The sequence below is a fragment of the Lysinibacillus sp. GW821-FHT14F06 genome (assembly GCF_058803665.1).
Window position 1 is genome coordinate 1 of the sequence record NZ_JBXAPF010000014.1, and the last position, 20,460, is coordinate 20,460.

The following is a 20,460-nucleotide window of genomic DNA, read 5'->3' on the forward strand; positions in this document are numbered from 1 at the left end:
TGTGTCTTTAGACATGGGCCAGTACCCCAGCGTTTCACGCGTAGAGCAAACCACCAGTTAGACTGGTGGTTCTGATTGTTTGAAATTATATTTTTAGGGGATATTTTGTGGTGCAGAGAACGATGGGATTCTGGATATGAAATCGGACAGAGAGTAGTCAATGGAGGGTGGAAATTGCTAGGCAACGAAGAGAAGTGCTCAGGTTCAAGTGAAAATCACTCGGGTGACGACACATAAAGCTCGGGTGTGGCAAGAAACTGCTCAGGTATTGATGAAAAACGCTCGGGTGTGGTGGAGTATTGCTCAGTTAGCTAAGAAAACTGCTCAGATCCAATAGAAAATTGCTCGGTAATGAATCAAAAAGCTCGGGTTTTGAAAAACTTGCTCAGATATAGATTCAAACCGCTCAGGTTGCTAAACTCAAATCTCCATAACCCAAGATAGCTAGTTAAAATTGAGACGACACAAAACATTTTAAGTCTTCTCAAAAGTATTACATATAAAAGCCCTTCCACAAATTCATCGTGGAAAGGCACTTATTAGTTATTGGGCGTTTCTATTATCTGTTGTTTCATCCCCAGCTGCGTTCACTTTATCTTGAGCATTATTTGTTAAGCTTGAAGACGTTTTATTGACGTCAAGATGGTTGTTAAGTATTTCAGATATTTCATCAACTGATTGCTGATTTAATTGATAGTAATAAACACCAGTAGACGTATCGTCAGCACCGTCTAATGTTAAAGAATCAATACGTGGTATACTCATGCCTTGCGTTAAATAGGATAGGAATGACTTCATTTCAGTAAATGTCATATTGGTCTTCATGTTATCACCAAGTGCTCTAATAACATCATCGTATTTTGTAATGGAGTTAACAGAAGCAACTTTATTGATTATGGCTGTTAATATTTCTTGCTGACGTTTGCCACGTTCAATATCACTATCCTGCTTACGTGTTCGAGCTAGAGCTAGAGCTTGGCTACCATTTAAATGCTGCAGACCAGGTTGTAGATTAATAGAATTTCGGTCAAATTCATCCTTTTCGTGTAACTTATATGGTACTTCTGCTTCAATGCCACCTAATGCATCCACCACATCGATAAAGGCATTAAAATTCATACGAACGTAATAATCGATTGGAACATTTAATAGCTTTTCTACTGTTTCGATTGTTGCCAGCGTGCCACCATATGCATGAGCATGAGTAATTTTATCCTCATAACCTACTTTTGGGATATAAACGTAAGAATCGCGAGGAATGCTTAACATTTTAATCGTTTTAGTTTTATTGTTTAGTGTTGCTAAAATAAGTGCATCAGAACGAGAGTTATCAGAGCCTTGACCGCGATTTTCGCTATCATCCACGCCGACAAACAAGATGGACACATTATCATGTACAGGCTCTACTTTTTCTTCTCGCAGTGTAGAAACCTCTCGACCTTCTAATTCTTCATGTGCTGAATTTGCTGCGTGCTCCGCTTGCTTCGTAATATAAACACCATAAGCCGATACGCAAATTAGTAAACTAGCCACAAGAAGAAGGGCTACTTTTATAATTAAAGAAGTTTTAGAAGAGCTCTTCTTGTTTTTTTTATTTATTCTATTTTTCATATTTAGTATATTCTCCTCTGAATTTTGGGAATAATAGTGCGATGAAACTAAGTTTTTATCAAATAAACTAAAAGAATGTGTGATCGATAAAATAGCTCAATATTAAAATTATACTATGGATATTGAGCTTTCGACAATTAAAACTATTTATTTCACAACAAATTCGATAAATCGGGCTTCTTCAAAAGAAATATTCGCCTGCCCGTTTGTCATTTCTGTTACCCAGTTTCGAAACTGTTCTTCCTCTTCTTTTAACACAGATACAATGATATCTACGCCTTCCAAATATCGAATTTCCTCTAACGTATACGAAGAACCTCGAATTTCGTTCTCTACTTTACCAAGCCAAGTATAGTCAATAGCAATTTTCATAATATGGTGAAGTTTGCGTTCAACGACTTGTGCCGCAAGTAATCCTTCTGTTGTTGCTTTACCATATGCGCGGATAAGTCCGCCACCGCCAAGTTTTATGCCACCAAAGTAACGTGTGACCACAACGACTGTATCCTTTAAGCCCTGTTTCTTAAGGACCTCTAACATAGGGACGCCAGCTGTACCACTAGGTTCCCCGTCATCATTAGCCTTTTGAATATGATCATGCTCACCAATTAGATAAGCAGAGCAATTATGAGTGGCATTATGGTGCAATTTTTTTATGCGATCAATAAAAGAAATTGCATCCTCTTCGGTTTCTGCACGTTCTATATAAGTAAGAAAGCGAGATTTAGATATTACTATTTCGCTTTCTCCATATCCTTTTACAGTTAAATAATTTTCTCTCATATGTGACATTCTCCTTTAATCTAGGGTTTTATTCTATAATTTTCATGAAGAAAAAGCATTAATTTTTATCATTGTGATGCTATAATAGGTGTAGACTGTAGAATATATGAAAATGGTCTATTAAAAAAGTAAGTAATCATAAGACATTAGACTGGGGAGTACACTATGTTTTCAAATGATACCTTCGATTTAAAGTCGCTTGATGACGTATTTAATCGAATGTTAGAAACAATCATGAGCTCAAAAGATGATATCTTTATTATAAGTGAACAAAGCCGAAGAAGCTTTGAAGATATGCAAAGAGAGCTAGAAATTGTTAGAAAACAAATTTCAATTGTCATTGATGAAGGCGATGCTTTAGAAAAAAGCACACAGCTTGCAAAGCAAAGACTTGTGTTGGTGAGTAAAGCTTTTGATAATTATACCGAAGAACAAGTTAGAGATGCATATGAAACTGCGCATGATTTTCAACTAAAGCTCTCCGTTATTAAAACACAAGAAAAGCAACTACGTGATAAAAGAGATGATCTCGAGAGAAGATTAAGAGGTTTACTCGATACGATAGAACGTGCAGATCATATTGTCAATCAAGTAAATGTCGTTTTGAATTACTTAACGTCAGATTTAAAAAATGTTGGACTAGCACTTGAACAAGCAAAGATGAAACAAGATTTTGGTATACGTATTATCGCTGCACAGGAAGAAGAGCGTAAACGTTTATCAAGGGAAATTCATGATGGACCTGCTCAAATGCTGGCAAATGTATTAATGCGTACGGATTTAATCGAAAGAACATACCGCGAAAAGGGTATTGAATATGCTTTGGCTGAAATTGCCGATTTAAAGAAAACCGTGCGTAATGCATTATCCGAGGTACGACGTATCATCTATGATTTACGACCAATGGCACTTGATGATCTGGGAATTGTTCCGACATTAAAAAAGTATTTATCGACAGTGACGGAATACAATCCTGGTGTTGAAATTCATTTCCAATCGAGAAGCACTGAAAAGCGTATACCTTCTAATTATGAAGTCTCTATTTTCCGATTAGTGCAGGAATGTGTCACTAATGCCATGAAACACGGAAAATGTAAGGATATTTGGGTAAAACTTGAGTGGCTGAGAAATGCCGTGAATATTGTCGTAAAAGATGATGGTATGGGGTTTGACCCACAAGTAGTGAAAGACCATTCATTTGGGATTTTAGGAATGCGAGAGCGTATCGAAATACTGGATGGTACAATCTCAATTGAAAGTGAAATAAACCGCGGCACTACGGTACTATTTAAAATTCCGTTAGAAGTCGAATAAAAGTAATTGTTGTAGAAATCTAGGGGGTAAAGACAAATGACGAAGATTATTATTGTAGACGATCACCAGCTATTCCGTGAAGGAGTAAAACGTATTTTAGATTTTGAAGATACGTTCGATGTAGTAGCAGAAGGTGATGATGGTACGGATGTGGTGTCCTTATATGCTGATAACCAACCAGATGTTGTACTAATGGATATTAATATGCCAGGCAAAAATGGAGTAGAGGCTACAGCGGAATTAATTAATGAGTTCCCTGATGCAAAGGTTATTATGCTTTCTATTCATGATGATGAAACTTATGTAACACACGCACTAAAATCAGGTGCTCTTGGCTATATGCTAAAAGAGATGGATGCGGATGAAATCGTTGAAGCGATTAAGGTAGTAGCAAACGGTGGTTCTTATTTACATCCGAAAGTTACTAAAAATTTAGTAGCAGAATTCCGCCGTCTTTCTGAGCATGAAAATAAAGGAAACTTCCATCAAGCAGAAATTCGTCGTCCATTCCATTTATTAACAAAGCGTGAATGTGAGGTATTGCAGTTATTAACGGATGGTCAATCAAATCGTACAATTGGCGAAACACTGTTTATCTCTGAAAAAACAGTTAAAAACCATGTTTCTAGCATATTACAAAAAATGAATGTTAACGACCGTACACAAGCTGTTGTTACTGCTATTAAAAACGGCTGGGTAGAAGTACGATAATTGCATAGATTTACTATAAAAGCTGTTTTAAAAAATTACTTAATCATTTTAGTAGTTTTTAAAGCAGTTTTTATTTATGACATGGACTCGTTGATGAAAAGCGTAACAATTTGATTGAAGAGAACATTTAAATGGTGCAACATTTTAAAATCATGAGCGTCATAAGAAAGATGTAGCACCTAAATGTAGAAAATGCACAACAAAATTCCTACGACGGCATTTATATGCTACAATATGCGCGGGAGGTTTTTGGATGTTAAAGCAAAGTATTCTGGCAGTTTTTACCTTATTAATACTAACTGCCTGTAGTAATAAAAATGAAGATATGAGTGTGGAAGAAAGACAGAAAATCATTGATGAAGGTACTGCTGGGTTTGAAATGAATGATGGGAAAATCACAAAGGCAGAAAATGTTCCTTCTGATGAAGAAAAAGCAATATTAGCAGCGTTTGATGAATATATTGCAGCTTTCAATGCAGAAGACCTTGATCGTTATATGCAAACGATCTCAAAGAATCCAAAAGGTTTCGATTATGAAGAAGACAAAAAACGCACAAAAGAAGTTTTTGAACAGTCTGACGTTAAAAGAGATGTTAAAGATACAACAATTATAAAATATAGTGAAGAAGAAGCACAGATCCATACAAATATGACAGTGCATTTAGTTGAATTGAAAACAAAAGTAAAGCATGAGAGTGTAGGTCAACAAGTAACAGTATTCGTCAAAGAAGATGGAAGCTGGAAGGTAACGAGTATCTTTTATATCGGAGATGACACGAAATCAACAACTGGTAAATAGCAGGGGGAATATCTTCATTTTATTCAATAAAGAATGAACCAGATGAAGATATCCTCTAAAGTAAGAATCTGACTATACATAGAAAATGAATGTGAAATGGATGCTAGTTCTCTAGCAAAAATCTAGAATAACGGAAAGTAAATTTTGTTTCCTATTCGAAAATTGGACGAATTTACGTATGGCCGTAATTCATTTCACATTCATTTCTTTTTATTGTAAACTATGAAGAATAGGAGAGTGGACATGGATGAGGACGGCAATCGTAACAGATAGTACGGCATATATTACACCTGAAGAACGAGCACGCTTAAACATTCATATGATTCCGTTAAGTGTAAATATCTCAGGACAATTATTTGCTGAAGAAGTAGATATCACGGCATCTGAATTTTATGATAAGGTGCGTGGGGCAAAAGAATTCCCAAAAACAACACAGCCTCCAATTGGAGAATTTGCCACTCTCTTTGAAGAGCTTGCAAAAGATTATGATGCGGTCATATCTATTCATTTATCGAGTGGTATTAGCGGGACGTATCAAGGGGCAGTTCAAGCTGGAGATTTGGTGGAAGGCATTGATGTTCTTACCTTTGATAGTGAAATATCTTGTGCCGTACAGGGCTTTTATGTATTACGAGCAGCTGAAATGGCAGCACAAGGTTTTTCAGCACAAGAAATACTTGCTACATTGGCGGACATGAAGCAATATACTCGTGCTTACTTCATTGTAGATGACTTAGCGCACTTACAGCGTGGGGGACGTCTATCTTCTGCAGCTGCTTTAATTGGGGGCTTATTGCAGGTTAAGCCAGTTCTGCATTTCGTTGACAAGGTTATTGTCCCTTTTGAAAAAATTCGCACACGTAAAAAGGCATTAAAACGTGCTGAGGACCTATTAGCTGAGGATGCGAGGAAATATCAAGCAATGGATGCGGTTGTGATTCATGGCAATTGCCAATCTGAGGCAGAAGAATGGCTAGCACAATTAGCATCAACCTACCCAAACGTGAACTTTACATTAAGCTATTTTGGTCCTGTTATTGGTACGCACTTAGGTGAGGGCTCTATGGGGCTGGGCTGGACAAAAAAATAACTTAGATTAAAACAGTCTCTACATGATATTTGTGGAGACTGTTTTTATTTCGTATCGAAAGGAGAAAAAATGAAATATAGAGGTTGGTTATTAACACCTGCATTGAGGGATTTCCATGAAGGGCGTATTTGGCTTAAGGAGCATTCACCGTTTACAAAAGATGATATCAAAAGAATTATCGAATGCAATTACTTCCATATAATAGAAGGAATTCAAAAAGAGCCACATTTAAAATGCAATCGTTGTCATAATCAAAACCCTCAGCAATTTACAACGTTTGATTGCTCAAAATGCGAGCAATTGTGTATTTATTGTAGACATTGTCTTCATATGGGGAGAGTAAGTAGCTGTACAGAGCTGCTTATCTGGATAGGCCCTCGTGCAATTAGAATAAGAAAGCACACTTTAGAATGGACTGGTCAATTTACAGTGCTTCAACAGCAAGCAGCAAATGAAATACTAGAAAGCATAAAAGCAAAGCGCTCTCATCTGATCCATGCTGTATGTGGTGCAGGAAAAACAGAGCTGCTTTTCCCTTCGATTCATTATGCTTTAGAACAAGGCTTGCGTGTATGCATTGCAACACCACGTACAGATGTAGTACTAGAACTATTTCCTCGCTTTCAAAAGGCTTTCCCTGGCACAATAATCCATGCCTTATATGGTGGGGCACCGAAGCAGGAAGGCTATGCACAGCTTATATTAGCAACTACACATCAGCTTTATCGCTTTGAGCAAGCCTTTGATGTGATGATTGTTGATGAGGCAGATGCTTTTCCATATACATTTGATGAAACCTTACAAAGAGCTGTGAAAAAAGCTAAAAGGAAAGATACCCCAGTAGTATTTGTCACTGCAACACCTTCTCAAAAGCTACTTCATCAGTATCAAAATAACAGTTACTCCTTTATCCCAAAACGTTATCATAATTATCCGTTACCTGTCCCAAGATTTCGTTCTTTATGGAGCTATGAAAAATGCTTTAAACGAGGGAAAATCCCACCAAAACTAAAACAATGGACTGAGGAGCGTCTAGTACAAAAAGAGCCATTTCTAATATTCTTTCCAAAGGTAGAGTTAATGAAAGTAGCTGTACCACTTTTTCAGGCATTAGATGCCAGCATTACCACAGTACATGCTGAAGATCCTGAGCATAAAGAGAAGGTTCTTAAACTGCGTAATGAAGAAGTTAGAGGATTGCTGACAACCACTATTCTAGAACGTGGAATTACGATTAAGAATGTGCAGGTGGCGGTCGTTGGGGCAGAATCCACCATTTTTAATTCTAGTGCACTTATACAAATAGCTGGACGGGTTGGACGAAACGCTGAATTTGCAAGCGGAGATATTGTATTTTTCCATCATGGGATTACGGTTGAAATGGATGATGCACGAACGAAAATTCTGACTTACAATATGAAAGGCTTTCCTCAATGAATAAAATAGACACACATTGTTTATTATGTGCACAGCCTTTGCAGCATACCATCTCATGGACAACTCTATTAACTAAACAATTTCAACCAACTATATGTGAAAAGTGCTCGGCACGCTTTGAAAATTCCCAATCAGCAACGGCTCTTTATCAATATAATAATGCTATGAAGGAATATTTACATCAGTATAAATTCCTTCAGGATGTTGCACTGGCAAAAGTATTTCGACAGGAGCTTTATGCTCGTTTCAAACATGAAAAAGCCATTATTATCCCGATTCCTATGCACCCTCTCAAACAAAAAGAGCGAACCTTCTCGCATATGGAGGAACTATTAAAAGCAGCGAATATTCCATATATTCAACTATTAGAAAAAACTACAACCGAAACGCAAAGTGCCAAAAATAGAGAGGAACGCATACAGGTGGCTCCGTTATTTTGTCTAATGGATGGAGCTTACGTAGAGCATAAAGAATATCTTCTTTTTGACGATATAAAAACTACAGGAACAACTTTACGGCATGCTACTGAGATTTTAGTAAATGCGGGTGCAAAAAGTGTTCAATGCTTCACATTAATTAATGGATGAAAATGCTAATGCATCATGTATAATAGATAACGAGTATAGAAGAAATCGCAGATAACTGTTATTTATCTTCATTCAGTAGAAGACTCCCACCTCTACAGGTGTTTAGATGAATGCGATTTTGGTTTCTTTTCAGTGGGTGTCCCAACACTTACTGAATGAAGATAAAGCCTCCGGCGGATGTCACGGATTTTCAAAGGAATGAATTGTGCAGGCACAATTCAAAATCCAGACGCAATTACGCCAAGGCGAAATTGATACAGAGGAGGAAGAGTAGATGGCAGAGGTTCGGAATTGTCCAAAGTGTAATGAATTTTTTAATTATATAGGTGTCAGAGAAGTATGTCATAAATGTGCTCAATCTGAAGAAGAGCTTTATCAAATCGTTTATCGCTTTTTACGTAAACGTGAAAACCGTGCCGCAACAGTGGAACGTATTGTAGAGGCGACAGGAGCTGAGGAAGAGTTATTATATAAATGGGTGCGCAAAGGTCGTTTACAGCCAGCCATGTTTCCTAACCTAGGCTACCCATGTGATAACTGCGGGCACCTTACAACAAAAGGCAAGCTTTGTTCAAAATGTCAGGATGAGCTGAAGTCAGAGCTTCGAACATTCGAAGCAGCTAAGGAGTTCCGTGATAGCGTAGAACAGCGTGATCGCGTCACATATCACTCTGAACGAAAACGATAAAGGCAGAAAGTGTGGTAATTTTAAACAAAATTAGCACACTTTTTTATGTTTGAAAACTTAACATTATTCAAGACAAACCGAAATAATAGGAAGATAAGCTTTTTAGATTGGAGGGGAAAAAATGAAAATTACATCTTATGGCATCAATGCAGTAAACGCTTATAAAAATCAAGTTCGCAATGTAAAATCAGGCGATAATAAGGCATCTTTTGCGGATAAAATCGAAATTTCAAAGGCTGCACAGAATATGCAAGGGATTTCAACATACAGTACTGAGCGTGCTGAACGCGTACAACAATTAAAGGAAGATATTGCTTCTGGCGAATATAAGGTCAATGCTCGTCAGGTTGCAGAAGATATGCTGAAATACTATCGTTTCTAAGGAATAATAGAAAGGGTGTTTAGCAATATGTCTATAGAAACGATTTGTTCTACATTAACAAAGCTAGAAAGAATGCATAAAAGCTTACTGGAACTAGCTAACAAAAAAACGGAAATTATTACAGTTGGCGATATCGAAGCACTGGATCAAATGCTCAAGGACGAGCAAGCCCATGTAGCGGCAATCGATAAGCTCGAGCAACAGCGTCAGAAACAGGTAACGGACTACCTTGGAGCAAAAGGACTTGCTACCACTGACAAAACAACTGTCGCAGATGTCATCGATGCTGCTGAGCAACAGACTGAAAAAGACACACTAACAGCAGTTCGCAATCGCTTATTGCACATCATCAATGACTTAAAAAAGCAAAATGATCTCAATCAAAAATTAGTATTTCAATCATTACAAATTGTGAATCTTACACTAGATGCTGTACGTCCCCCTCGTCAAGAGCAATTTAACTACTCTGGTAATGAGGTGCGAGGCACAAATACCATGGGCAAAAAATCATATTTTGATTCACAAGCGTAAATTTTCTAGAAAATAGAGGTTATTAAAGGGAGGAAAAGAAATGCGCTCAACATTTATGGGCTTAGAGGCAAGTAAACGTGGTTTATTTACACAGCAAACAGCTTTATATACAACTGGACATAATATTTCCAACGCCAATACATTGGGATACTCTCGTCAACGAGTAAATATGCAGGCCACTCCAGGCTTTCCAACGGCAGGTTTAAATCAGCCAATCTATCCAGGTCATCTTGGAACAGGGGTAGAGGCAGGGTCAATTCAACGTATTCGTGATGAATTTATTGATCGCCAATATCGTCAAGAAACCAATAAATTTGGCTATTGGGAATCAAGAACAAAGGCCATCTCTCAAATGGAAGATATTATTAACGAACCAACTGAATTTGGTTTAGACAAGGCATTTGCCCAGTTTTGGAAAGGTCTTGAGGATGTTGGTAATAAGCCAGCAGACGCAGCAGCACGTAAAGTAGCTATTGGTCGTGCAGAACATCTAGCAGAGTCTTTCAACACCATTGATACACAATTAAAAACGATTCAAGGCAATCTTGGGAAAGAACTAGGTGTCTCTACAACCCAAATTAATACTATACTAAAGCAAATTGCAGCCGTTAATAAACAAATCCAAGAAGTGGAGCCAAATGGGCATGTACCAAATGATTTATACGATGTTCGTGATGTATTAGTAGATAAATTAAATGAGTACATACCTGTCTCAATTGAACGTGTTCCTTCTGCTGGTGTTGCTTCTGAGGTTGCTGAAGGTAGCTTGAAAATAACGTTTAAAGGTACTGATGGTGTTATCAGAAATTTAGTAGATGGAAAAGATTTTGCGCAGTTTACGGCAATGGGAACTAAAGGGAGTAAAGTCACTGGCGATGATATTACCAATGTATTTTCAGAATTACAATTAACAGATATTGAATCGTTAGAGGATCATGAAGCGGGAACTGTCACTAGCTCCCAAGCAGCAATTGGACAACAGGATTTCGAAGCTTCAAAAGGAAAATTACTATCCCTTATTAATTCCTATGGTTACCAAAGTACTAGTGGAATAAAGGGATACTACCCTGAAACATTAGAAAAATTAGACCAGTTAGCGAATGCCTTTATTGAAGAATTTAATAAACTGCATGCAAATGGCTATACATTAGAGCAAAAAGATTCTAATGGGGTTGTAACTACGCCTTCCACTAATGGGGGAATTTTCTTTTTAGGTGCAGGTACAGGTGCAGGGGGTATTAAATTTAATGAAGCCATTAAAAATAATCCAAACCTTTTAGCAGCATCCTCTGGGATTACTCAGGAAGGTGATGGTAAGCATGCTTATGAACTTGCTAATATGCAACATAAATTGTATGCCTCTATTGGAAATGCAACGATGCAATCATTTTATCAAGGGATTGTTGGGAAAATTGGTGTAGATGGTGAAGAAGCTCTACGTCTAGCTGCAACTTTTGAGTCTCAACGTTTAACAGTGTCAAATAATCGTGATTCGGTGAGCTCGGTTTCATTAGATGAAGAAATGACAAATATGATTACCTTCCAGCAAGCGTATAACGCTAATGCCCGTATGATTACTGTTGTTGATGAAACATTAGATAAAATTATTAATGGTATGGGTCGAGTAGGTCTATAAAAATAATCAATTTATGGAGAACAACTCTATGACTAATAAGAAGGGAGTTTTATTAAAATGCGCGTAACACAATCAATGCTTTCAAGTAATATGCTGTTAAATTTAAATAAAAGCTATGGCAAAATGTCAAAGCTTCAGGACCAAATTAACTCAGGCTCTAAAATTACCCGTCCATCAGATGACCCAGTAGTAGCAGTAAATGGAATGGGCTATCGCCGAGATTTAGCAAAGGTTGAGCAATACACACGCAATATGATAACAGCAAGTAATTGGTTAGATTCATCTGACGAATCTTTGAATCAGGTTGGCGAGCAAATGAAGCGTGTTCGTGAGCTTGTTATTCAAGCAGCTACAGATTCGAATACACCAGAGGATCGCGAAAAAATCAAAATGGAGATTGATCAAATTCGCCAGCAGATTCAGGATGTTGGAAACACAAATATTGGTGGTAGCTACCTTTTTAGTGGAACAAATACGAATCAGCCATTGTTTACGCCAGCAGCTGGGGGCGGTAAGGAAATTAACCCTGCTCTAAATGCCCCTAATGAAGCTGTCAATATAGAAATTTATGATGGTATTCAAATTCAAGTTAATACACCAGGTAAAGATTTATTTAAAAGTATAGATGATATGATGGGGAAAATATCTGGTTTATTAGGGGACCCAAGTAAAACTGGTCAAGAGATTGGTGATATGCTTGGTGGAGTCTCATCATCAAGTACTAATGATGACATTACAACGATGCATAATAAAGTTTTGGAAGCGCAGGCTGATGTAGGCGCCCGTCAAAATCGTATTGAGATGATGGAGAATCGCTTAGGTATCCGTGAGGTCAGTGTGACAAAGCAACTTAGAGATACTGAGTCTGTAGATTACTCTAAGGCCATTACAGAAATGGTGACCAATGAATCTATTCATCAGGCTGCATTATCAGTAGGTGCGAAAATTATTCAGCAAACCTTAGTAGATTTTATAAGATAAAATCTACTAAGGTTCTGCCCCGAAGCGAACCGTCAAGGGCTAACTCTATCATGAACAATAAGGCGTTTGGACAATTTTGTTCAGACGCTTTTCTTGAAAGGAGAGATGTAGATGAGACTCCCTCAAATTCAAATTCGTACTACAGATGCAAAGATTGATCTTCATATTGCCAAACCCCAACAATATATTAAACAGCCACAAGCTACACAGCATATTGAACAACCAGCTGCTATCTTAGATATTAATACAACAAGAGGTATTTTGAAAATCGACTCTTCACAGGCTAGAAGAGATATAGGAATGATTGGACCATTGGAATCAAGTGCAAACTATGCAGAAAAAGGTAAACAAGAGGCACTCAAAGGGATAGCAAGAAGGGCAAAAGAGGGACGTCAAATAATGGAGGGATCTGGGAAGGGGCAAGGGCGCTCGATAATACAGAATATCGCAAAACAAAATCATGGCCCCCATCGAGTACAATTTAATATTAAATTTGTTCCATCGGTAGGATCAGTTAAAATCAACTATACACCAGGTACAACTGATGTCAATGTTCAACGTAGAGAGCCTATAATTGACGCTAAGGTGAACAAACCAATACACGAATACACCCCAGGAAAAGTAACTGGTACAATGGTACAAAGACCAGATGTTGACATTGACGTTATCATTTAAAGGAGCGTATAAATAATGAAAATTGAAACGAAGTTTTTAGGAGAAATTGAAATTTCAGAAAAGGATATCATAAAGTTTGAACATGGTTTACTTGGATTAGAGGATGAAAAAAAATTTGTGTTGTTACCTCTTGATGCAGATCTTCCTTTAGCGATGCTTCAATCGATTAATAATACAGATATTGGTTTCGTAGTGGCCTTCCCATTTGCTTTTAAAAAGGATTATAGCTTTGATATTAGCGAAGAGGATCGTGAGCAGCTGCAAATTGAAAAACAAGAGGATGTCCTAACATATGCAATTGTTACAATGAAGGAAACATTACAGGATTCTACCATTAATTTATTAGCTCCTGTCATCATCAATATCGGAGCAAAGTGTGGGAAGCAAATTGTCCTGCAAGATAATAAAACCTACCCTCTACGCTATCCACTGCAAGCATTGGAAGGAAGTGCGAAATAATGCTAGTCCTTTCCCGTAAAAAAGATGAGTCCATCATGATTGGCGACCAAATTGAAATAAAAATATTAGCTATTGAGGGTGAACAAATTAAAATTGGAATTGTCGCACCTAAAACAGTTAAAGTACACCGTTCGGAGGTTTTTGAGGCTATCCAAGCCCAGAACAAGGAAGCACTTTCCATGTCTTCAGACTTCTTTGAGCAATTAAAGAAAAAACAATAAATGCAATTTGAGTTGTTTAAATATTTTACATAAAAAAATAAAAAATCTTTCTAAAAAACTATTAAACATTTCCAATTTAATACGATATATAGATTGTAAGGTGCAGGGAGTACATAACTGCCTAATCCTAATTCCACACGGATGTGGAATAACAAAAAACAATTATTCAAGGAGGAATTCCAAATGAGAATTCAACACAACATTTCAGCTTTAAACACACACCGTAACCTTACTTTCAACAACACGTCAGCTTCTAAAAATCTTGAAAAGTTATCTTCAGGTTACAAAATCAACCGTGCGGGCGATGACGCTGCTGGTTTAGCAATCTCTGAAAAAATGCGTGGACAAATCCGTGGTCTTGATATGGCAACTAAAAACGCGCAAGATTCAATTTCTTTAATCCAAACTGCTGAAGGTGCACTTAACGAAACACACGCAATCCTACAACGTATGCGTGAATTAGCAGTACAATCTGCTAACGATACAAACGTATCAGCAGATCGTAATGATATTCAAAAAGAAATTAATGCTTTATCTGAAGAAATTACACGTATTTCTACAGATACAGAATTCAACACGCAGAAATTACTAAATGGTTCATTCAAAGGTAAAGTATTCCATATTGGAGCGAATGAGAAACAAAATATTAAACTTTCTGTTGCTAATATGGGCGCATCTGCTCTTGGCGTAAAAAATATCGATATTTCAAAGCAATCTGCTGCTGATAATGCAATTACAAAAATCAATGATGCATTGAAGAAAGTTTCTGCTACTCGTTCTGATTTAGGTGCTGTTCAAAACCGTTTAGAGCATACAATTAACAACTTAGGTGCAACTTCTGAGAACTTAACTGCTGCTGAATCACGTATCCGCGATACAGATATGGCGAAAGAAATGATGGGCTTCACTAAGAACAATATCTTAATGCAAGCAGCACAATCTATGTTAGCGCAAGCTAACCAGCAGCCTCAAGGCGTTCTACAATTATTACAATAACAAATAATATTTAAGTGAAAAGGAATCTGTTCAATTTTTGAACAGATTCCTTTATTTTTTAAAATTGTTGACGATAAAAAGGAAGAGGTGAAAAGAATTGACTAATTATAAGATTGAATATTTTTTAGCTAAAAATAATTTAGAGACAGCCACAATTAATGGTTTTCTAATACATAGTAAATATGATCCAATGCAAGAGGCGTTAAGAATTGTTGAAAAAAATTTTGATCCAAATATTGTATATGTATTATTTGGCTATGGTCTAGGCTACATAGCAGAGGCTTTACAAAATAAAATTAATGAGACATCTAAATTAATTATAATTGATCCTATTTCTCCGTTACTAAAAGAAAAAAAAGAGGATTTTAAAGTTATATCTGAGTTTACAGCATCAGAAATAGAAGCAACAATTGAAATGACCCTTGAAAATTTAAGTAAAAGAATTAAAGTGATTTGCTCTCCAAATTACGATAAAATACTTCCAAATGAGTATGCTAATATTTTGAAAATTGTGAAGAATGTACAAATGATAAATTTAGTCAATGAAAATACAGTGCGTGCCTTTGCGGATGCGTGGCAGGAAAATTATATTCACAATTTATTAAATATATATAGAAGTAATTCTTTAGAAAAATTGAAAAAAAATTATTCTTGTCCGGTAGTAATAGCCTCTGGTGGCCCATCTTTGACTAAACAATTACCATTGCTCAAGGAAATCCAAAGGCATGTTATAATTATTGCATCAGGATCTACGATTAATTCATTGTTAGCACAAAACATTGAACCAGATTATATAGTAACAGTAGATGGGGCGATAGAAAACTATCATCATTTTAAAGATATTAAGAAAATTAAATCAAAATTAATTTATGCAGTAACAAGCCATTATAAAATTCAAAATCAATTTCCAAATGAACAATATGCTTTTGTAGATTTTCAAAGTGTGGAATATCGAAATCATATCAATCATATTTTATCAATTTCTTTACCGCTTATAAAAGGAGGAGGATCGGTTGCGAACTTCGCTTTTTCAATTGCTACCTTTATAACGACTGGACCAATAGCATTAATTGGACAAGATTTAGCATACACTGACAATAAATCACATGCTGAAAATAATAAATATTTTAATGAAGTTGATGAAGATTTCATTAAAGCAAGAGGAACCTTTGAAATTTCAGGATATTTTGAAGACAAAGTACTTACTGACTATGTATTTTTATCCATGAAAAAAAGCCTTGAGATATTAAATGAAAATAGTAATCATGACTCAATGATTTATAATTGTACTGAAGGTGGGGCAAAAATTGAAGGGATGAATCAGTTATCCTTTACTCAATTCTGTAATAAATATGTAAATAAACAGATTTTAATGAATAAAAATGATGATATTACTAACAAACTTGAAGTCGATATAAAGTTTTTTACAAAAATAATGAGTAATCAAATTAACATCTATAATGAATTGATAAGAGAATTGAAGTGTGCTCTTAAGCTACTAGAACAAAATAAATCAAATGTTTCTTTCAAACGCAATATTTTAAATAAATTAGATAAAATCGATAAATTCTTGAATGAGAAGTTCGGAGAAGTATCAATGAATTACATTACAGATCCTATTACTTTAGATGTTTTAAGAAATTATGAACCAACACTTAATGAGAGTTCAAAAGATACTTATCAAAGAGTATACAATCAAAACAAAGAATTATATTCAAGGCTTTTAGAAGCTATTGAGAAAACAAAGAAATTTACATTAGATACCATTGAAGATTCAAAAAAATACAAATGAGTGAGGTAAATTTAATGGACAAATTAATAATTGAAACAATGGAAACCTACAATGAATATTTAAATAGAGTACCTAGTGGCTGTAAGTTAATTGCTCAATACTTGAGAGAAAATAGAATTCAAGAAGCATTAAAGTTAGTTTTAGATTTTAGTGAAGGTATGGGGTGGCTTATAGAAGTAAATAACCTATTAGATAAAAATGGTTATATTAACACTCTTAGACCTCAAAAAATACATGAATTTCTAAATGAAATTAATCAAGGACTTGAAAAGCAAGACTATGTTTTAGTCGCAGATATGTTCGAATATGAAATAAGTCCATTTTTTGAAGAGTGTTCTGTCTATGAATTGAGTAAATTTCAATGAAATATAAAGTTTTATTGGCTAAAAATGGAGAATATACTTTACAGGTAAATGGTATAAATATTTACAGTAAGTATAGTCCAAAAAAAGATGCTGAGATTTTTATTAATAATGAATTTAATAAAGATGTCAGAGGTTACTTATTAGTTGGTTTAGGTTTAGGATATCATTTAGAATCTTTACTTAATTTGGCTGGAAGCAAAAATATAGATATTTTATTATTAAGCCAGCAAGAATTATTCTATTTTGAGCAGTATTCACAAAATAAAGAAATATTAAAAATGGAGAATGTTAATTTAATCAATCTAAATTCAACTAATTCGAAAGATTTATTAAACTATCAAATTATTATACCTCTTTCTTGGATGAAAGCGATTGGTTTTGATCATCCATTACATGATATTTTAGAAAGTATTAAAATACAACAAATGAGTCAAATTACATTTGAGAGTATAATGAAGAGAAATTTCGATAGAAATGTTCTGCAACGAAATTTACCCTATATGCAGTTTAAAAATAAATTTAAGGGAAAACATGCATGTTTAGTAGCAGCGGGGCCATCACTAGACTTAACTATAGAAATACTTGAGAAAATAAAAAGAAAAGTTTTTATTCTTTGTGTTGGAGCTGCATTAAACACATTATTATCAAAAGGTATTCATCCAGATGCTGTTATAATAACAGACCCCTCATCCCTTGTGGAAGCGCAGTTTATAAATACGGAATATACAGGAATGTTATTTTATCTTTCAACAGCAAATTCCAGCGTAATTGATAAGCATAAAGGAAATAAAAGCATTTTATTTCAGAGGGATTATACGCTGTCAGAAGAGTATGCAAAGAAAAATAGATTAGACTTGTTAAAAACAGGTGGCTCTGTTGCTACAGCTGGATTTTCTCTATTACTATTTCTAGGGTTTGATTGTATATTGTTGTTCGGTCAGGATTTAGGCTTCAAAGAAGATAACACACATTCTAAATTTTCGACATCGAATTCTATATTTTATGGCCATGATCGCACTAGAAAAATAATCGCGAATAGCGGAGAATTAATCAATACAAAGGCTGATTTGATTTATTTTAGAAAATGGTTTGAGCAAATGACTGCTAAATCCAATGTAAAGATTTATACTACTGCATGGCATGGAGCTAAAATTGAAGGTGTCCCGTTTATAAGTGAACCTGCATTACTAAAAATATATACTTCGTTACCGAACGTTGAATTTAAAATAAATGAGGTGAAATAATTGTTTGGAAGAAAAATTTTGGTAACTGGAGCTGATGGTTTTATCGGCTCTCATTTAACAGAAGCTTTAGTTCGACAAGGCTATAATGTACGTGCATTAGTATATTATAATTCATTTAATTCATGGGGATGGCTCGACCAATCTACATCAGAAATAAAAGCATCTTTAGATGTATTTCCAGGAGATATTCGTGATCCATATGGTGTAAAAGAAGCCATGAAAGGCTGCACTCATGTGTTAAATCTAGCGGCTCTTATTGCTATTCCATATTCCTACCATTCTCCAGCAATGTATGTCGATACAAATGTGAAAGGAACATTAAATATAGTACAAGCTGCAAAAGAATTAGGGATAGAAAAGATTGTACATACCTCAACAAGTGAAGTATATGGAACAGCTTTATATGTACCAATCGATGAGGAACATCCATTACAAGGACAATCCCCTTATTCAGCCTCTAAAATTGGAGCTGATCAAATGGCTTTATCATTTTATCGTTCATTTGATACACCAGTGTCAATTATTCGTCCTTTTAATACATATGGACCACGTCAATCGGCTCGTGCGGTTATACCAACTATTATTAGTCAGCTAGCAAATGGTAAAAATACAATTAAGTTAGGCTCTATTAGTCCTACACGTGATTTTAACTATGTAAAAGATACAGTAAATGGTTTTATATCTGTTTTAGAATCTTCTAATTCTATTGGAGAAGTTATTAATATTGGATCAAATTATGAAGTTTCAATTGGGGAAACAGCAGAAATGATTGCAGATATAATGGAGGTTAATTTAACAATTGACACGGATGAGGAACGCCTGCGACCTGAAAAAAGTGAAGTAGAACGCCTATGGGCAGAAAATAAAAAAGCGAAAGAATTATTAAATTGGTCACCAAAATATGGTGGTAAAGAAGGCTTCCGACGAGGTCTTGAAGAAACGATTGAATGGTTTACAAATCCAAAGAATTTATCTCAATATAAGGCAGATGTATATAACATATGAATAATCAATGGATGGCATTTATAGAGCATGTAAAATCCTATTATGGGAAAGAATATGTACCTTTACATGAACCAACGTTCAATAACAAAGAAATAGAATATGTAACGGATTGTGTTAAGTCTGGCTGGGTATCTTCTGTTGGGGAATATGTTAATCGCTTTGAGGAGGATCTAGCTCGCTTTGTCGGTGTAAAGCGTGCAGTTGCTGTTGTTAACGGAACAGCTGCACTTCATATTGCTTTAAAGGTTGTAGGTGTAGAAGCAGGGGATGAAGTTTTAGTACCTTCACTTACTTTCATTGCTACGGCAAACGCTGTATCGTATATGGGTGCTGTACCTCATTTTGTAGATGTTTCCTTTCAGACATTAGGTGTTGATGTGGAAAGATTAAAGATACATCTTGAGACTATTGGTCAATTACGTAATGGTAATCTTTATAATAAAGAAACGGGCCGACGGATTTCAGCTCTTATACCGATGCATACATTTGGACATGCTGGTGATATAGATGGATTACTAGAAATATGTGAAATGTATCATCTTGTTCTAATTGAAGATGCTGCAGAATCTTTAGGAACATATTATAAAGGAAAACATACAGGGAGCTTTGGGAAAGTAAGTGCTATTAGTTTCAATGGAAATAAAATTATAACAACCGGCGGTGGCGGTGCACTTGTAACAGATGATGATGCATTAGCTGACTATGCTAAGCATTTAACGACAACTGCCAAAGCTCCTCATCGTTGGGCATATGAACATGATGAAATTGGTTATAACTATCGAATGCCAAACTTGAATGCAGCTTTAGGTTGTGCACAACTAGAAAAAATGCCAATGTTTATTCCGCAAAAGCGTGAGTTAACAAAGCGGTATGAGCAATGGTCAGTGAATATAGAAGGTGTATCTTTATTTATAGAGCCTGCAAATACCAGAAGTAATTATTGGCTGCAAGCATTTATACTTGATAAACAATATAATCGAGATGAAGTATTGGATTTTTTAAATGAACAAGGTGTAATGAGTCGCCCAATTTGGACGCCAATGCACAAACTTGCAATGTATCAAAATTGTCCAAAAGCAGATTTGAATGTGACAGAGCAGTTAAATGAAAGTGTTGTTAACATTCCTAGTACGCCATTAAGTGAGGGATAACA

At 35.6% G+C, this 20,460-nt stretch carries 22 protein-coding genes; 20 read left to right on the forward strand and 2 right to left on the reverse strand.

Going from position 1 to position 20,460, the window contains the following annotated elements; translation table 11 throughout:
- Positions 1-543: 543 nt before the first annotated feature.
- Together AC1RNS_RS13690 and AC1RNS_RS13695 are read right to left on the reverse strand one after the other, a co-directional pair.
- Entirely contained in the window at positions 544-1,611 is a 1,068-nt protein-coding gene (locus tag AC1RNS_RS13690) for an LCP family protein (protein ID WP_492993403.1), read from the reverse strand.
- A 147-nt stretch (positions 1,612-1,758) separates the two neighbouring features.
- Entirely contained in the window at positions 1,759-2,394 is a 636-nt protein-coding gene (locus AC1RNS_RS13695; RefSeq protein ID WP_492993404.1) for a YigZ family protein, read from the reverse strand.
- A 165-nt stretch (positions 2,395-2,559) separates the two neighbouring features.
- Between AC1RNS_RS13695 and AC1RNS_RS13700 the strand changes: the two genes are divergently transcribed.
- The 20 genes from AC1RNS_RS13700 (at position 2,560) to AC1RNS_RS13795 (ending at position 20,458) form a co-directional block, all read left to right on the forward strand.
- Positions 2,560-3,708 carry a sensor histidine kinase gene (locus AC1RNS_RS13700; protein ID WP_427538868.1) on the forward strand — a complete coding sequence of 383 codons (1,149 nt, stop codon included), beginning with the start codon at positions 2,560-2,562 and terminating at the stop codon, positions 3,706-3,708.
- A 36-nt stretch (positions 3,709-3,744) separates the two neighbouring features.
- Complete coding sequence (locus tag AC1RNS_RS13705) at positions 3,745-4,419, forward strand: response regulator transcription factor (protein WP_054770182.1); 675 nt, start codon at positions 3,745-3,747, stop codon at positions 4,417-4,419.
- Between the two features lie 253 nt (positions 4,420-4,672).
- Positions 4,673-5,218 (forward strand): nuclear transport factor 2 family protein, encoded by a 546-nt coding sequence (locus AC1RNS_RS13710; RefSeq protein WP_492993405.1) that lies wholly within the window; start codon positions 4,673-4,675, stop codon positions 5,216-5,218.
- Positions 5,219-5,465: 247 nt separating this feature from the next.
- Positions 5,466-6,308, forward strand: coding sequence for a DegV family protein (locus AC1RNS_RS13715; protein WP_492993406.1), 843 nt, complete (start codon positions 5,466-5,468; stop codon positions 6,306-6,308).
- A gap of 69 nt (positions 6,309-6,377) precedes the next feature.
- The gene (locus AC1RNS_RS13720; protein WP_492993407.1) at positions 6,378-7,745 is read left to right on the forward strand and encodes an ATP-dependent helicase ComFA; all 1,368 of its coding nucleotides are present in this window, start codon (positions 6,378-6,380) and stop codon (positions 7,743-7,745) included.
- Positions 7,742-8,332, forward strand: coding sequence for a ComF family protein (locus AC1RNS_RS13725; RefSeq protein ID WP_492993409.1), 591 nt, complete (start codon positions 7,742-7,744; stop codon positions 8,330-8,332). The genes AC1RNS_RS13720 and AC1RNS_RS13725 overlap by 4 nt, the downstream gene beginning before the upstream one ends.
- 274 nt (positions 8,333-8,606) lie before the next feature.
- On the forward strand, positions 8,607-9,020 hold the full coding sequence (locus tag AC1RNS_RS13730; protein WP_492993410.1) for a TIGR03826 family flagellar region protein: 414 nt from the start codon (positions 8,607-8,609) through the stop codon (positions 9,018-9,020).
- A gap of 121 nt (positions 9,021-9,141) precedes the next feature.
- The gene (gene flgM / locus AC1RNS_RS13735; RefSeq protein WP_283870814.1) at positions 9,142-9,402 is read left to right on the forward strand and encodes a flagellar biosynthesis anti-sigma factor FlgM; all 261 of its coding nucleotides are present in this window, start codon (positions 9,142-9,144) and stop codon (positions 9,400-9,402) included.
- Between the two features lie 27 nt (positions 9,403-9,429).
- Positions 9,430-9,933 (forward strand): flagellar protein FlgN, encoded by a 504-nt coding sequence (locus AC1RNS_RS13740; RefSeq protein ID WP_492993411.1) that lies wholly within the window; start codon positions 9,430-9,432, stop codon positions 9,931-9,933.
- Positions 9,934-9,973: 40 nt separating this feature from the next.
- Positions 9,974-11,569, forward strand: coding sequence for a flagellar hook-associated protein FlgK (gene flgK, locus AC1RNS_RS13745; protein WP_492993413.1), 1,596 nt, complete (start codon positions 9,974-9,976; stop codon positions 11,567-11,569).
- Positions 11,570-11,626: 57 nt separating this feature from the next.
- Complete coding sequence (flgL, locus tag AC1RNS_RS13750; protein ID WP_492993415.1) at positions 11,627-12,550, forward strand: flagellar hook-associated protein FlgL; 924 nt, start codon at positions 11,627-11,629, stop codon at positions 12,548-12,550.
- Positions 12,551-12,661: 111 nt separating this feature from the next.
- Positions 12,662-13,225: a DUF6470 family protein gene (locus AC1RNS_RS13755; RefSeq protein ID WP_492993416.1), complete on the forward strand. Its 564-nt coding sequence runs from the start codon at positions 12,662-12,664 to the stop codon at positions 13,223-13,225.
- A gap of 15 nt (positions 13,226-13,240) precedes the next feature.
- Complete coding sequence (fliW, locus tag AC1RNS_RS13760; RefSeq protein ID WP_492993418.1) at positions 13,241-13,684, forward strand: flagellar assembly protein FliW; 444 nt, start codon at positions 13,241-13,243, stop codon at positions 13,682-13,684.
- Positions 13,684-13,905: a carbon storage regulator CsrA gene (gene csrA / locus AC1RNS_RS13765; protein WP_492993420.1), complete on the forward strand. Its 222-nt coding sequence runs from the start codon at positions 13,684-13,686 to the stop codon at positions 13,903-13,905. Before fliW ends, csrA begins: the two co-directional genes overlap by 1 nt.
- Positions 13,906-14,088: 183 nt before the next feature.
- Entirely contained in the window at positions 14,089-14,901 is an 813-nt protein-coding gene (locus AC1RNS_RS13770; RefSeq protein WP_492993422.1) for a flagellin N-terminal helical domain-containing protein, read from the forward strand.
- Positions 14,902-14,998: 97 nt separating this feature from the next.
- Positions 14,999-16,693: a motility associated factor glycosyltransferase family protein gene (locus AC1RNS_RS13775; RefSeq protein WP_492993424.1), complete on the forward strand. Its 1,695-nt coding sequence runs from the start codon at positions 14,999-15,001 to the stop codon at positions 16,691-16,693.
- A 14-nt stretch (positions 16,694-16,707) separates the two neighbouring features.
- Positions 16,708-17,058: a DUF8042 domain-containing protein gene (locus AC1RNS_RS13780; RefSeq protein ID WP_492993425.1), complete on the forward strand. Its 351-nt coding sequence runs from the start codon at positions 16,708-16,710 to the stop codon at positions 17,056-17,058.
- Positions 17,055-18,302, forward strand: a complete 1,248-nt coding sequence (locus tag AC1RNS_RS13785; protein ID WP_492993426.1) for a motility associated factor glycosyltransferase family protein — start codon at positions 17,055-17,057, stop codon at positions 18,300-18,302. Before AC1RNS_RS13780 ends, AC1RNS_RS13785 begins: the two co-directional genes overlap by 4 nt.
- Positions 18,303-19,307, forward strand: coding sequence for an NAD-dependent 4,6-dehydratase LegB (locus tag AC1RNS_RS13790; protein WP_492993428.1), 1,005 nt, complete (start codon positions 18,303-18,305; stop codon positions 19,305-19,307).
- Positions 19,304-20,458: a LegC family aminotransferase gene (locus AC1RNS_RS13795; protein ID WP_492993429.1), complete on the forward strand. Its 1,155-nt coding sequence runs from the start codon at positions 19,304-19,306 to the stop codon at positions 20,456-20,458. The genes AC1RNS_RS13790 and AC1RNS_RS13795 overlap by 4 nt, the downstream gene beginning before the upstream one ends.
- The last annotated feature ends 2 nt before the right edge of the window (positions 20,459-20,460 follow it).

Bases quoted from the DNA above. Each gene is read 5' to 3' on its own strand.
- AC1RNS_RS13780 (WP_492993425.1), top strand. From the start codon at position 16,708: ATGGACAAATTAATAATTGAAACAATGGAAACCTACAATGAATATTTA.
- AC1RNS_RS13795 (WP_492993429.1), top strand. From the start codon at position 19,304: ATGAATAATCAATGGATGGCATTTATAGAGCATGTAAAATCCTATTAT.
- AC1RNS_RS13725 (WP_492993409.1), top strand. From the start codon at position 7,742: ATGAATAAAATAGACACACATTGTTTATTATGTGCACAGCCTTTGCAG.
- AC1RNS_RS13705 (WP_054770182.1), top strand. From the start codon at position 3,745: ATGACGAAGATTATTATTGTAGACGATCACCAGCTATTCCGTGAAGGA.
- AC1RNS_RS13700 (WP_427538868.1), top strand. From the start codon at position 2,560: ATGTTTTCAAATGATACCTTCGATTTAAAGTCGCTTGATGACGTATTT.
- AC1RNS_RS13720 (WP_492993407.1), top strand. From the start codon at position 6,378: ATGAAATATAGAGGTTGGTTATTAACACCTGCATTGAGGGATTTCCAT.
- AC1RNS_RS13755 (WP_492993416.1), top strand. From the start codon at position 12,662: ATGAGACTCCCTCAAATTCAAATTCGTACTACAGATGCAAAGATTGAT.
- AC1RNS_RS13770 (WP_492993422.1), top strand. From the start codon at position 14,089: ATGAGAATTCAACACAACATTTCAGCTTTAAACACACACCGTAACCTT.
- AC1RNS_RS13785 (WP_492993426.1), top strand. From the start codon at position 17,055: ATGAAATATAAAGTTTTATTGGCTAAAAATGGAGAATATACTTTACAG.
- flgL (WP_492993415.1), top strand. From the start codon at position 11,627: ATGCGCGTAACACAATCAATGCTTTCAAGTAATATGCTGTTAAATTTA.
- AC1RNS_RS13715 (WP_492993406.1), top strand. From the start codon at position 5,466: ATGAGGACGGCAATCGTAACAGATAGTACGGCATATATTACACCTGAA.
- flgM (WP_283870814.1), top strand. From the start codon at position 9,142: ATGAAAATTACATCTTATGGCATCAATGCAGTAAACGCTTATAAAAAT.
- AC1RNS_RS13730 (WP_492993410.1), top strand. From the start codon at position 8,607: ATGGCAGAGGTTCGGAATTGTCCAAAGTGTAATGAATTTTTTAATTAT.
- AC1RNS_RS13695 (WP_492993404.1), bottom strand. From the start codon at position 2,394: ATGAGAGAAAATTATTTAACTGTAAAAGGATATGGAGAAAGCGAAATA.
- csrA (WP_492993420.1), top strand. From the start codon at position 13,684: ATGCTAGTCCTTTCCCGTAAAAAAGATGAGTCCATCATGATTGGCGAC.
- AC1RNS_RS13710 (WP_492993405.1), top strand. From the start codon at position 4,673: ATGTTAAAGCAAAGTATTCTGGCAGTTTTTACCTTATTAATACTAACT.
- AC1RNS_RS13690 (WP_492993403.1), bottom strand. From the start codon at position 1,611: ATGAAAAATAGAATAAATAAAAAAAACAAGAAGAGCTCTTCTAAAACT.
- AC1RNS_RS13740 (WP_492993411.1), top strand. From the start codon at position 9,430: ATGTCTATAGAAACGATTTGTTCTACATTAACAAAGCTAGAAAGAATG.
- flgK (WP_492993413.1), top strand. From the start codon at position 9,974: ATGCGCTCAACATTTATGGGCTTAGAGGCAAGTAAACGTGGTTTATTT.
- fliW (WP_492993418.1), top strand. From the start codon at position 13,241: ATGAAAATTGAAACGAAGTTTTTAGGAGAAATTGAAATTTCAGAAAAG.